We start from the raw sequence: 12,236 nt of genomic DNA, 5'->3' as shown, positions 1-12,236 counted from the left end.
GGCGCCACGTTCCGGGGCCCCCGGGACGTGGCCACGGAAACGCGTGGGGTGCCGTCGGCGGTCCGTGAGACCCTTGAGTCATTACTGACCGCCGACGGAAAGCCGCGTAGTGACCGCCACGGACCGCTCCATCGAGCTCATCACCACCGCCGCGCAGGCGGCCGCAGACAAGCTCGCGCACGACATCATCGCCTACGACGTCAGCGACGTTCTCTCGATCACCGACGCCTTCCTGCTGGCGTCCGCCCCCAACGACCGCCAGGTCAAGTCGATCGTCGACGAGATCGAGGAGCGGCTGAACAAGGAGCTCGGCGTCAAGCCGGTGCGCCGCGAGGGCGACCGCGAGGCCCGCTGGGTACTGCTCGACTACGTCGACATCGTGGTGCACGTGCAGCACAGCGAGGAGCGTGTCTTCTACGCTCTGGAGCGGCTGTGGAAGGACTGCCCGGAGCTTGACCTGCCCGCCGACGCCAAGGCCACCCGCGGCAAGGCCGCCGAGCACGCCAAGCTGCAGGCCGAGGAGGACTCCGTCGAATTCGGGGAGCTGCGGTGACCGCGGCGGGGGCCGAGGCGGCCAGGACATCCGCCACGGGTGACGCCCAGGCGGGGCGGCAGCCGACCGTCGCGGGCGTCGAGGCCGGGACGAAGCCGGGCCGTGGTCGCCGCATCATCCTGTGGCGGCACGGCCAGACGTCCTGGAACGTGGATCGCCGCTTCCAGGGCACCACGGATGTCGAGCTCACCGAGACGGGCCTCGGCCAGGCCCGCCGCGCCGCCCGGTTGCTCGCCTCGCTGAAGCCCGACGCGATAGTCGCCTCGGACCTCCAGCGCGCCGCGAACACGGCTGCCGAGCTGTCCACGCTCACCAGCATCGACGTCATCCACGACGAGGGCCTGCGCGAGACCTACGCGGGCGTCTGGCAGGGGCTGACGCACGAGGAGATCATCGCCCAGTACGGCGACGAGTACGCCGCCTGGAAGCGTGGTGAGCCGGTGCGCCGCGGTGGTGGCGAACTGGAGACCGAGGTCGCCGACCGCGCCGCCCCCGTGGTGCTGCGCCACGCCGACAAGCTCCCCGAGGACGGCACCCTCGTGGTGGTCAGTCACGGCGGCACCATCCGCACCACCATCGGGCGCCTGCTCGGCCTGGAGTCCCGGCACTGGGAGAGCCTCGGCGGCCTCTCCAACTGCTGCTGGTCCGTCCTCGGAGAGGGCGCGCGGGGCTGGCGGCTGCTCGAGCACAACGCCGGCACACTGCCGGAGCCGGTGCTCGGCGACGACGACTGAGCGGCCCCCTGTCCGGTCCCGGGGGCAGGGCGGGACCGGATTTCACTTTCTGGCAGGTCGCAGGCTAAAGTTCTTCTTGTTCGCCCCGCCGGGCGGGAAGAACGCAAGGGGCTATAGCTCAGTTGGTAGAGCGCCTGCATGGCATGCAGGAGGTCAGGAGTTCAATTCTCCTTAGCTCCACAGATCAACTCTCTTGAGTTGTCAAAGATCAGCACAGATCAGTGATGAGAATCCCGTTCCTTTCGAGGGGCGGGATTTTTTCATGTCCCCCAGGATGTCGGTGACATGGGCGACATCGGTCCCAGGGATGCGGTGGCCGCTTCGAGTGACGGTGGCCACAACCGCTCCCGCCGCTCGCGCAGAACCGCCAGCCCCTTGCGCGCCTTCTCGTCGTCCGGGGAGTAGGCAACGATCCGGCACGCCGGCATCCCGTCGATGGACAGTGACACCGAGGTCATCCGCAGCTCGCCCACTGCCTCATGGCGGAACGTCTTCACGCGCGGTCCCGGCGGGAGGACGTCCCCGCCCGCCCACAACTCGGCGAAGCGCGGGCTGGCGGCCGACAGCTCGCGTATGTAGTCCTCCCAGGCGGGCTCGCCGACATGTCTGCCGTACGCGGAGCGCAGCGTCGCCACCATCAACGGCAGTTCGCTGTCCCGGAACACCACGGGGCAGCCGGGCTCGGGCACGGTGAACAGGGTCCACAGCACGTTGGGAACGCCGATGTCGAGCGTCTGCGGCACGAAGAACAGGTCGCGGTAAGGGGGGTTGGCGGCCAGGATGTCGTACCGCGAGTTGTAGACCGCCGCCGGGCGTGGATCGAGGGCGTCGATGATGCCCTGGATCTCCGCGCTCACGGTCTGCGCGGGAAGCTCCGGCTCGGACTCGTAGGGCACTTCGGCCAAGTGGTACAGATGCTCCCGTTCGGTCTGGTCCAGGCGCAGGGTGCGCGCCACCGCGTCCAGGACCTGAGGAGAGGCGTTGATGGGGCGGCCCTGCTCCAGCCATGTGTACCAGGTCACACCGACCCCGGAGAGCTGCGCGACCTCTTCGCGGCGCAGCCCCGGCGTGCGGCGTCGGAAGCCCGGGGGCATCCCCACGTCGGCGGGTGTCACCCGCGCCCGCCGGCCGCGCAGAAAGCCGGCCAGCTCCGGCCTGCGACGCTGTGTCGTGTTCATCGGCTTCACTTCCCCCGTCTTCCATCGTCCGCGCCGAAGCCGACCGCTGCCAGGTGCTGTCAGTACCAGCATCGGCGGGCTCTCGGCACCCGTATCCGGCCGCCGCCAGGCTCGGAGCCATGACGACGACAACCCCCGCGGGCCCAGGTCCCGCAGCGGATTCAAGTCCTGCGACCAGTAAAGCCCCCGGCACTGACAATCGCCCCGGACGGCTGCTCGCGGTCGTGCTCACAGCCCAGTTCATGGCACTGCTCGACGTTTTCATCGTGAACGTCGCCGTGCCCACGATCGGTTCCGAACTCCACGCGTCCGGCGCCGGGATGCAGTTGGTGGTCGCCGGATACTCCATCGCGTACGCCGTACTGCTGATCACCGGCGCGCGCCTCGGCGACCTGCTCGGCCACCGCCGCGTCCACCTCGCCGGACTCGCGCTGTTCACCGCGGCCTCGCTGGCGTGCGGACTCGCACGGGGAACCGGGGAGTTGATCGCCTTCCGGCTGGTGCAGGGCGCAGGTGCGGCCGTGATGATCCCGCAGGTGCTCAGCCTGATCCAGCGCCACTTCACCGGCGAGGCCCGGGCCCGTGCCCTCGGCGCGTACTCCGCCGTCGTCGCGACCGGCGCCGCGGCCGGTCAGGTGCTGGGCGGTGTCCTGGTCAGCGCCGACCTGTTCGGCACCGGCTGGAGGCCGGTGTTCCTGGTCAACGTGCCCGTGGGCCTCGTACTCCTGGCCGTCGGCCACCGCGTCCTGCCACGGGACGCCGCGGGAGCCGTGGAGCGCTCACGCGGCCTCGACCTGCCGGGCCTCGTCCTGCTCGGCGCCGCCGTGTCGCTGCTCACCGTGCCGCTCGTGCTCGGCCAGGAGGAGGGCTGGCCGCTGTGGTCCTGGCTGTCGCTCGGCGCGGCCGCGGTCCTCTTCACCCTTTTCTGTCTGTACGAGTCCCGGCTCGCCCGGCGGGGTGGAGCGCCGCTGATCTCACCCCGGGTGCTGCGCCACCCCGGCATGGGCCTCGCGGTCTTCCGCCTGCTCGCGGTGATGGCGGTCAACGCGGGCTTCCTGTTCGCTCTGACCCTGCACGTTCAGGGCGGGCTCGGGTACAGCGCGCTGCGCGCCGGACTCACCTTCGCGCCGACCGCGGTGGTCTTCGGCGCGGTCGGTCTGACCTGGCGCAACTGGCCGGCCGCTCTGCAAGGCGTTCTGATCCCCACCGGCTTCGTCATCGCCGCCGTTTCCGTGGCCGGCGTCGGAGCCGTGCTGAAGGGCGGGGGCGACGGCGGTCCCTGGCTGTATGTGGCGTTCGCAGGCGTGGGGACCGGCCTCGCGCTGGGCTTCAGTCCCACGCTGACCAGGGCTCTGGCCACGGTGCGGCCCGAGGACGCGGCGGACGCGAGCGGACTGCTCGCGACGGTCGCCCAGCTCGGTCAGCTGATCGGTGTCGCGGCCTTCGGCGCACTGTTCTTGAACCGACTTGAGTCACTTGGGGCTCCGGGGGCGTATACCTCTGCGGACGCGCTCCTCATGTGCACGTATGCGCTGGCCGCGACGGCCACGTCGGGTGCCGTGTCCGGACTGGTACGAAGGCGTCGCTGACCGTATTGCTCCGGCCGTGGCAGAATCAAACGGCCGGAAGGGGGCGCGGCCCGACGGGAGGGAGAAGCGATGCCTGCGAGCATCCTCGAGGAGGTCGACGATCTCCTCGACGTGGCACAGACACGTAGAAGAGCCACTCTCCTCGACTGTCCTTCCTGCGGATCGGTCCACGTCGCCCAGGTCCTCGGCGACAACGGCGGGATCTCCTACGTGTGCACGGCCTGCGGCCACAGCTGGAGCTGATCGATGGGTGCACACAGGCGGAAGTGCGATTGGTGCGGCAGTGGTACGCCGATCGTCCGCGACATGGAGCCGGTCAACCACGACTACCAGTACTGGTGTGAGGAGTGCGCGCGGGCGCTGATCATAAAAGGCGACCCGATCGAGACGTACCGCGAGCTGGAGGGCGAGCCGATCTACGGCCGGCTCCTCGACGAGCACTGCACGCTCAAACGGTTCTATTCGTTCGCCACAGCCTGACCCCGATCAGGGTCAGGAAGACGAGGCCGGCTCCTTCGTAGAGGGCCGACAACGTCAACTGGGCGCCCGTCTGTTGCAGTTCGAACCGTCCCGGGCCGTGTGGCACCCACCACAGCGCGTACGAGCAGAAGACCAGCGACGTACCGACGGCGGTCACCAGCGCCGTACCGACGGCGGCCGCCCGGCCGCGCGTGCCGAGGATCAGCACCATCGGCACGCACCACACCCAGTGGTGCGACCATGACACCGGACTGATCAGCAGCGCCGTGACCGCGCAGGCGGTCACCGCCCAGGCGCGCCGACCGCGCAGCTCCGCCGCCACGGCGACCCCGAGGCCCAGGGAGCCCGTCACGGCCGCCGCGGTGACCCACCAGAGGCCCGGCTGAGTGGTGTGCAGCAGCCGGGCCAGTACCCCGCGCAGAGACTGGTTCGCGGTGTCCTCCACGAGCCCGACCCGGCCTGTCTCGAAGATCATGCGGCTCCAGAAGTGCCATGAGTCGTACGGCAGGGCGGAGGCCGCCAGCAGGGTTGCCCCGGCGAACGTGACGCCCGCCCCGCGCGCGTGCCGCAGCCAGGGGCCTCCGGGGCCCCGCCGTGCGTATGTCACGACACCGGTGACCAGCAGGAACACCGCGAAGAGCGCCGGTGTCAGCTTGATCGCCGCCGCGAGTCCGATGCCCACTCCGGCCCAGCGGTGCCAGGGCCGCCGCGTCAGGTCCCACAGCACCAGCACGCCGAGCAGCAGGTTGATCTGCCCGTACCGCATGGTCGTCCACACCGGCTCGCACCACACGGCCGCCGCGGAAGCCCACCAGACGCTCTCCACGCGCGCGTGGTCGACGAGCCGTAGCGAGAGGGCCACGAACACCACAAGAAGGGCCAGATTTCCGGCCGTCGCCAGGGTCCGCATGGCCGACGTGTCCAGCAGCGTCAGCGGCGTGAACAGCAGTGCCGCGAACGGCGGGTAGGTGGTCGGCAGATGGGCCTCGGTCGTACGCAGCGCGTAGAGGTCGCCGCCCGCGCGGACGGTCTCGCCCTCCGCCCGGTACACCAGCAGGTCGATCATCGACACGTGCGCGGCCCGCTGCGCCCACCAGAAGGCGGCGAAGGACAACAGGCACGCCCCCAGGGCGACGGGCGCACGGCGGCGGACACGGGGGAGCGCGATCACGGTCACGAAGGCCGACACTATCCCTCATGTCCGCATTGTCCGTGCGGCACGGAATCGATTTGGTGGTCCATGGGGAGGACCGTGTAATGTTGGCGTCGCCGCCGGGGAAACCGGGCGACACGGTCGATATGCGGCTTCGCCGCATGGCCGCGAGGGGCTATAGCTCAGTTGGTAGAGCGCCTGCATGGCATGCAGGAGGTCAGGAGTTCAATTCTCCTTAGCTCCACACATATTGAAGGCGGGTCACCCGGTCAGGGTGGCCCGCCTTCGTCGTGTTCAGCGGCCGCTGCCGAGCGCCCGACGGCCACGACGCTGGGAGAGGACCGGCAGGTTGTTGCGTGCCGGGGCGGAGGAGCGGGTGTCCTCCTCGATGCGCAGGGCCAGTGCCGGGCAGCGGCGTACGGCGCGCAGCGCCTTCGCCTCCGCGTACCGGGGTACCTGGGCCTGCGCGACGGTGGGGAAGCCGTCGGCGCCCAGTTCGAAGACCTCGGGAAGGATGTCCGCGCACAGGCCGTGACCGCGGCACAGGGTCCAGTCGACGTAGATCTTCTGGCGGCTGGGGCCCGCCTCCTCGACCGCCTGGCCGCCGGGGATGCCGGTGGGGAGCTGGCCACCCTCGAAGAGCGGCAGAACGCCCTCCACGGGCCTTCCGCAGCCATTGCCGAGGACATGGGCGGCCAGGTCGTCCGTGAACGCCTTGATGGTCGACTCGATGAACATCGCCGAGCCGTCGGGGTGCGAGCAGGCGCCGCGTCTCTTCACGGCCTTGGCGACCTGCTTCACGGCCTCCAGGGCGGCCGGTCCGCCGCCGTTGAGGATGTCCTCCAGGCCGCGCGCCGCGGCGGGTAGGCCGAGGTAGCAGGGACCGCACTGTCCCGCGCTCTCCTCAGCCAGCCACTGGGCCACCCGGAGCGACTCGCCCAGCGGGCACGTCTCCTGGGTGATCGGGAGGATCGCCCCGGCGCCGAGCGCGCCGCCCACCGCGTCCAGGGAGTTGCGCGAGACGATCGCCTCGTTGACCGTCGCTGCGTCCAGCCACTTGCCGTGGTAGCCGCCGGTCAGTACGCCCTGCGGCATCGGCGGGGCGCCGGCCAGCTGGAGCACGTAGCGCAGCGGCACGCCGGTGGGGACCTCGATCACCATGGGGCGGGCGACCGCGCCGGAGATGGTGAGCATGACGGTGCCGGGCTCGTCGTACAGACCGGTGTTGCGGTAGCGGTCGGGGCCGATACGGGCGGCGATGGCCAGCTGCGCGTACGTCTCGGCGTTCGAGAGCAGGGTGGGCGCCCCGCCGACGCCGCTCTGCGACGCGCTGATCTTGCGGCCCGGCGGGATGGCCGGGCCGCCGTCGATGGAGCGGATGAGCGAAGCGGCCGCTCCGGTCACCATCCGCACCGGATTGCGCTGCACACGCGCGCGGAGCGGCGATCCACGCCGGTCGCTCAGGCCGCGCTCGGCCAGCGCGGCCTCCATGGACCGCTGGGTCGACTCACGGGTCACCCCGATGACCAGCGTGCGGGCGCCCATGGCCTCCGCGGCCAGCAGGGCGCCGTCCAGGATGAGGTGCGGGGCACGGTTGATGAGCACCGTGTCCTTGCGGCAGGCGGGTTCGTCCTCACTTCCGTTGACGACCACGACGGGTCGGATGCCCTTGCTGATGGCCGACTCGGCGACCGAGCGCAGTTTCTTGGCGAAGGGGAAGCCCGCGCCGCCGCGGCCCTTCAGTCCGATGGCCTCGGCGAGGCCCGCGAGCTGTTCACCGCCCATCGGCTCGAGCGGCCCGTGCACCTTGAGGTGCATGGGCAGATCGAGCCGTTCAACCAGGTCGAAGCCCGACGTGAGCTGCGGAAGTCCGACGACGCGGACCTCCGGGACGTCGGGCAGGGCCTCGTTCACTTAAAGCCTCCGGAAGGGGCGTTCCATGGTTCACCGGAGCCAGGAGCGTCGAAGGCGCCCGGCAGTACGTCAGGCGTGGGACCGCTGTCGTACGTGTCGTTGGTGTTGTACGTACCGAAGGCGGGGTTCGTCTCACCGTTGTTGTACACATCACTCGTGACGTACCCGCCGGTGGCCGAGTTGTCATAGACGGGGATGTTGTATCCCGTGTCGGCGAGCGGGTCGTACGCGGAGCGGGGTGCCTCACCGACCGGCGGCGGCGAGGGGATGGGCCAACTGCCCGACGTGCTGCCACCGGCGTCGGCGCGGGGGAACGTCTCCGTCGGTTGCATGTTCATGGGCATCTGGATGCGCTCGGTCGGGGCCGCGCCGGCGGGGTTCGCGCCGGGTGTGCCCGAGACGGCCCGGTAGGCGGCCGCGAAGCCGGACGTCGCGTCCGCGGCAGCGGCGGGGTCGACCGGGGTCTGGTACAGCGACTGCTCGGGGGACGGCGTGCGCTGCGGGGGTACGAAGGGGGCGCCCGAGGACTGCTGCGCGGGGCGCGGGGCGAAGCCCGGCAGGGAGTTCTCCGACAGGGCGGCACGGGATGCCGTCAGGTCCTCGCGGGCCATGCGGCCACCGGCGCCGCCGCCCTCGCCGAGGATCGCCAGGATCCGGTCGGCGACCTTGCGCTTGAAGGGGTGGGGAGCCGCGCGCAGGGCGAGGGCCGCGCCGACCGCGACCAGGCACAGCTCGTAGGACACCATGAAGAACGGCTTCGCCGCCCGCCCCGCGAAGAGACCATGGATCAGCGCCGCGCACAGGGCCGGGTACGCCAGCATGTGCATCGCGCGCCAGCGCGCCGCGACGGGTGCCGGAGCCGCGAACTGGTTGCGCAGTGCGCCGGTGATGCCCACGAAGATCATGAGCAGCCCGGCCAGGGAGCCGAGGCCGATGAGTCCGGCGCTGCCCTTGACGCCCAGACTGAAGGGGATCAGCGCGGCGATCAGGACGGTGTGGTCCAGCGCCAGTTTGATGGTGATGTGCACCAAGAGGAACGCGATCGAGCCGACGGCCGTCACCCGGTGGATGCCCTGTGCCACGATCCGCTGACGCGTGTTGAGGATGAGCCGGTCCTGGGCGATGAGGCCCCAGATGACCGAACACGTGAGGGAGACGAGCGACAGGACGCCCGCACCGAAGTTGAGGAAGTCCTGGACTCGGTTGCCTCCGGCCAGCACGACCACGGGTATGAGCAGCAGGACGGCAGCCGTCGCCATCCCGTAGGCCGAGCGGCCCGGTCGGGGAAGCGTGCTGCCACTGCGACGAGGGTTCATAGGGGGTTACTCCCAACGGTTCGGGGAAGCGGTCCCGAAGCCGAACTCTAAGTCGAGCCATACCGATGGGTACGAGGTTTGAGTTATTGCGTTGTTATCAAACGGCGACCAGGCCCTTGTGTTGTCCCGTAGCGTCCCCTTACGCGAAGTAATATTTGAATATTGTTCAGTTTTTTTGGCGTGATTGTGACGAGTGGCACGGCGTGTCTGCCCCGTCCAAAGCTCGTCGCGGCGCACGCAGGGGCTGCGGTACCCTGACGCCATGCGTGCCGTACGCCTTCTGCTTAGCGAGCCGCGCTGATCAGTCCCGACCACTGACGACCCGTGGTCGGAATCGGCGCGGCGTCCCCTCCTGTGCGAGGGGATTTTTCATTTCCAAGCCGCTGGCAGAGACGATCGATGGAGCTTTGAGGATCATGAGCGAGACGAACCCCGCTGCCGCCTCCGAGGTGGCAGCGCCGCACCGCTACACGGCCGCGATGGCCGCTGAGATCGAGGCACGCTGGCAGGACTTCTGGGACGCCGAGGGCACGTACGAGGCGCCGAACCCCAGCGGTGACCTGGCGGGCGACCCCGAGCTGGCCGCCAAGCCCAAGAAGTTCGTCATGGACATGTTCCCGTACCCCTCGGGAGCGGGTCTGCACGTCGGCCACCCCCTGGGCTACATCGCCACCGATGTATTCGCCCGGTTCCAGCGCATGACGGGCCACAACGTCCTGCACACCCTGGGCTTCGACGCCTTCGGCCTGCCCGCCGAGCAGTACGCCGTGCAGACGGGCACCCACCCGCGCGTGTCCACCGAGGCCAACATCGAGAACATGAAGGCCCAGCTGCGCGCGCTGGGCCTGGGTCACGACAAGCGCCGGTCGTTCGCCACGATCGACCCGGAGTACTACAAGTGGACGCAGTGGATCTTCCTGCAGATCTTCAACTCCTGGTACGACGACGAGGCGGACAAGGCCCGTCCGATCTCCGCGCTGATCGCCCAGTTCGAGAGCGGCGAGCGCGCCGTACCGAGCGTTGACGGCGCCACGCGCGCGTGGAACGAGCTGGCCGCCGACGAGCGCGCCGACGTCCTGAGCGAGTACCGACTGGCGTACGCCTCCGACGCGCCCGTCAACTGGTCCCCGGGTCTGGGCACGGTGCTGGCCAACGAGGAGGTCACCGCCGACGGCCGCTCCGAGCGCGGGAACTTCCCCGTCTTCAAGGCCAAGCTGCGCCAGTGGAACATGCGCATCACGGCGTACGCCGACCGGCTGCTGGACGACCTGGAGGCGCTGGACTGGCCCGAGGCGATCAAGCTGCAGCAGCGCAACTGGATCGGCCGCTCCGAGGGTGCCCGCGTCGACTTCCCGATCGACGGCGAAGCCATCACGGTCTTCACCACGCGCCCGGACACCCTGTTCGGCGCCACCTACATGGTGCTGGCGCCCGAGCACCCGCTGGTCGACAAGTTCGTCCCCGAAGCCTGGCCCGAGGGCAGCCACGAGGTGTGGACCGGTGGTCACGCCACGCCCGCCGAGGCCGTCGCCGCCTACCGTGTGCAGGCCGCCTCGAAGTCCGACGTCGAACGGCAGGCCGAGGCCAAGGACAAGACCGGTGTCTTCACCGGCGCCTACGCGACCAACCCGGTCAACGGCGAGCAGGTCCCGGTCTTCATCGCCGACTACGTCCTGATGGGCTACGGCACCGGCGCGATCATGGCCGTCCCGGCCGGCGACCAGCGCGACTTCGAGTTCGCGCGCGCCTTCGAGCTGCCGATCCGCTGCATCGTCGAGCCGACGGACGGCCGCGGCACCGACACGTCGACGTGGGAGAACGCCTTCGGGGCGTACGACGCGAAGATCATCAACTCCTCCAACGACGACATCTCGCTGGACGGCCTGGCGGTGGCCGAGGCGAAGGAGCGCATCACCGAGTGGCTGGCACGCAAGGGCATCGGTGAGGGCACCGTCAACTTCCGCCTGCGCGACTGGCTGTTCAGCCGCCAGCGCTACTGGGGCGAGCCCTTCCCGATCGTCTACGACGAGGACGGCGTCGCGCACGCGCTGCCCGAGTCGATGCTGCCCCTGGAGCTGCCGGAGGTCGAGGACTACTCGCCGCGCACCTTCGACCCGGACGACGCGAACACCTCTCCCGAGACACCGCTGTCCCGCAACGAGGACTGGGTCAACGTCACCCTGGACCTGGGTGACGGCCGCGGCCCGCAGAAGTACCGCCGCGAGACCAACACCATGCCCAACTGGGCCGGTTCCTGCTGGTACGAGCTGCGCTACCTGGACCCGCACAACGACCAGAAGCTGGTCGACCCGGCCATCGAGCAGTACTGGATGGGCCCGCGCGAGGGCCAGCCGCACGGTGGCGTCGACCTGTACGTCGGCGGCGCCGAGCACGCCGTGCTGCACCTGCTGTACGCGCGCTTCTGGTCGAAGGTGCTGTACGACCTGGGGTATGTCTCCTCGGTCGAGCCGTTCCACAAGCTGTTCAACCAGGGCATGATCCAGGCCTTCGTGTACCGCGACAGCCGCGGCATCGCGGTGCCGGCCACCGAGGTGGAGGAGCGCGACGGCGCGTACTACTACCAGGGCGAGAAGGTCTCCCGGCTGCTGGGCAAGATGGGCAAGTCCCTGAAGAACGCGGTCACTCCGGACGAGATCTGTGCCGAGTACGGCGCGGACACCCTGCGCCTGTACGAGATGGCGATGGGCCCCCTGGACGTGTCGCGGCCGTGGGACACGCGCGCGGTGGTGGGCCAGTACCGGCTGCTGCAGCGGCTGTGGCGCAACGTCGTCGATGAGACCACGGGCGAGGTCACGGTCGTCGACACCCCGGCCGACGAGGACACCCTGCGGGCGCTGCACAAGGCGATCGACGGCGTGCGCCAGGACCTGGAGGGCCTGCGCTTCAACACCGCCATCGCCAAGGTCACCGAGCTGAACAACCACCTGACCAAGACCGGCGGCCCCGTGTCGCGCACGGTCGCCGAGCCCCTGGTGCTGCTGGTCGCGCCGCTGGCCCCGCACATCGCCGAGGAGCTGTGGCGCAAGCTGGGCCACACCGACTCGGTCGTCCACCAGGACTTCCCGGTGGCCGACCCGGCGTACGTCGTGGACGAGGCCGTGACCTGCGTCGTGCAGATCAAGGGCAAGGTCAAGGCGCGCCTGGAGGTCTCCCCGTCGATCTCCGACGCGGAGCTGGAGAAGATCGCGCTGGCCGACGAGAAGGTCGTCGCCGCGCTGGACGGCGCGGGCATCCGCAAGGTGATCGTGCGGGCGCCGAAGCTGGTGAACATCGTCACGGCGTAGCCGCTTGCCCCGGT

At 69.9% G+C, this 12,236-nt stretch carries 10 protein-coding genes and 2 tRNA genes; 8 read left to right on the top strand and 4 right to left on the bottom strand.

Annotated elements, in window-relative coordinates; all coding sequences use genetic code 11:
• The first annotated feature begins 109 nt into the window (after positions 1 to 109).
• The 3 genes from rsfS (at position 110) to ACFZDJ_RS05025 (ending at position 1,467) form a co-directional block, all read left to right on the top strand.
• On the top strand, positions 110 to 553 hold the full coding sequence (rsfS, locus tag ACFZDJ_RS05035) for a ribosome silencing factor (RefSeq protein WP_054231941.1): 444 nt from the start codon (positions 110 to 112) through the stop codon (positions 551 to 553).
• 113 nt (positions 554 to 666) lie between these two features.
• Complete coding sequence (locus tag ACFZDJ_RS05030) at positions 667 to 1,287, top strand: histidine phosphatase family protein (protein WP_389595396.1); 621 nt, start codon at positions 667 to 669, stop codon at positions 1,285 to 1,287.
• Between the two features lie 107 nt (positions 1,288 to 1,394).
• Positions 1,395 to 1,467: transfer RNA gene (locus ACFZDJ_RS05025), tRNA-Ala, on the top strand.
• Between the two features lie 80 nt (positions 1,468 to 1,547).
• On the opposite strand, the gene ACFZDJ_RS05020 is transcribed toward ACFZDJ_RS05025, so the two are convergent.
• On the bottom strand, positions 1,548 to 2,465 hold the full coding sequence (locus ACFZDJ_RS05020) for a helix-turn-helix domain-containing protein (RefSeq protein ID WP_391056155.1): 918 nt from the start codon (positions 2,463 to 2,465) through the stop codon (positions 1,548 to 1,550).
• Positions 2,466 to 2,584: 119 nt separating this feature from the next.
• Here ACFZDJ_RS05020 and ACFZDJ_RS05015 point away from each other — a divergent pair, with 119 nt between their 5' ends.
• From ACFZDJ_RS05015 to ACFZDJ_RS05005, 3 genes are all read left to right on the top strand, one after another.
• Positions 2,585 to 4,054 carry an MFS transporter gene (locus ACFZDJ_RS05015; protein ID WP_390927370.1) on the top strand — a complete coding sequence of 490 codons (1,470 nt, stop codon included), beginning with the start codon at positions 2,585 to 2,587 and terminating at the stop codon, positions 4,052 to 4,054.
• 69 nt (positions 4,055 to 4,123) lie between these two features.
• Entirely contained in the window at positions 4,124 to 4,297 is a 174-nt protein-coding gene (locus ACFZDJ_RS05010; RefSeq protein ID WP_101405208.1) for a hypothetical protein, read from the top strand.
• 3 nt (positions 4,298 to 4,300) lie between these two features.
• Entirely contained in the window at positions 4,301 to 4,534 is a 234-nt protein-coding gene (locus tag ACFZDJ_RS05005) for a hypothetical protein (RefSeq protein ID WP_010986886.1), read from the top strand.
• Here ACFZDJ_RS05005 and ACFZDJ_RS05000 read toward each other — a convergent pair.
• On the bottom strand, positions 4,503 to 5,711 hold the full coding sequence (locus ACFZDJ_RS05000; RefSeq protein ID WP_391056152.1) for a glycosyltransferase 87 family protein: 1,209 nt from the start codon (positions 5,709 to 5,711) through the stop codon (positions 4,503 to 4,505). The two genes, ACFZDJ_RS05005 and ACFZDJ_RS05000, sit on opposite strands and share 32 nt — an antisense overlap.
• Positions 5,712 to 5,858: 147 nt before the next feature.
• Between ACFZDJ_RS05000 and ACFZDJ_RS04995 the strand changes: the two genes are divergently transcribed.
• Positions 5,859 to 5,931: transfer RNA gene (locus tag ACFZDJ_RS04995), tRNA-Ala, on the top strand.
• Between the two features lie 50 nt (positions 5,932 to 5,981).
• Here ACFZDJ_RS04995 and ACFZDJ_RS04990 read toward each other — a convergent pair.
• On the bottom strand, positions 5,982 to 7,601 hold the full coding sequence (locus tag ACFZDJ_RS04990) for an NADH-quinone oxidoreductase subunit NuoF family protein (protein ID WP_067370006.1): 1,620 nt from the start codon (positions 7,599 to 7,601) through the stop codon (positions 5,982 to 5,984).
• Entirely contained in the window at positions 7,598 to 8,917 is a 1,320-nt protein-coding gene (locus ACFZDJ_RS04985; protein ID WP_390927375.1) for a cytochrome b/b6 domain-containing protein, read from the bottom strand. Before ACFZDJ_RS04985 ends, ACFZDJ_RS04990 begins: the two co-directional genes overlap by 4 nt.
• A gap of 416 nt (positions 8,918 to 9,333) precedes the next feature.
• Here ACFZDJ_RS04985 and leuS point away from each other — a divergent pair, with 416 nt between their 5' ends.
• Positions 9,334 to 12,222 (top strand): leucine--tRNA ligase, encoded by a 2,889-nt coding sequence (gene leuS, locus ACFZDJ_RS04980; RefSeq protein ID WP_391056149.1) that lies wholly within the window; start codon positions 9,334 to 9,336, stop codon positions 12,220 to 12,222.
• Positions 12,223 to 12,236 lie beyond the last annotated feature (14 nt).

The organism is Streptomyces sp. NPDC007896 (assembly GCF_042959425.1).
Lineage (GTDB): Bacteria > Actinomycetota > Actinomycetes > Streptomycetales > Streptomycetaceae > Streptomyces.
This window is presented reverse-complemented; position numbering and strand designations above follow the sequence as displayed.

Excerpts from the sequence above, each read along its gene's own strand:
- ACFZDJ_RS05020 (WP_391056155.1), bottom strand. The coding sequence starts at position 2,465 with ATGAACACGACACAGCGTCGCAGGCCGGAGCTGGCCGGCTTTCTGCGC.
- ACFZDJ_RS04985 (WP_390927375.1), bottom strand. The coding sequence starts at position 8,917 with ATGAACCCTCGTCGCAGTGGCAGCACGCTTCCCCGACCGGGCCGCTCG.
- ACFZDJ_RS05015 (WP_390927370.1), top strand. The coding sequence starts at position 2,585 with ATGACGACGACAACCCCCGCGGGCCCAGGTCCCGCAGCGGATTCAAGT.
- ACFZDJ_RS05005 (WP_010986886.1), top strand. The coding sequence starts at position 4,301 with ATGGGTGCACACAGGCGGAAGTGCGATTGGTGCGGCAGTGGTACGCCG.
- leuS (WP_391056149.1), top strand. The coding sequence starts at position 9,334 with ATGAGCGAGACGAACCCCGCTGCCGCCTCCGAGGTGGCAGCGCCGCAC.
- ACFZDJ_RS05010 (WP_101405208.1), top strand. The coding sequence starts at position 4,124 with ATGCCTGCGAGCATCCTCGAGGAGGTCGACGATCTCCTCGACGTGGCA.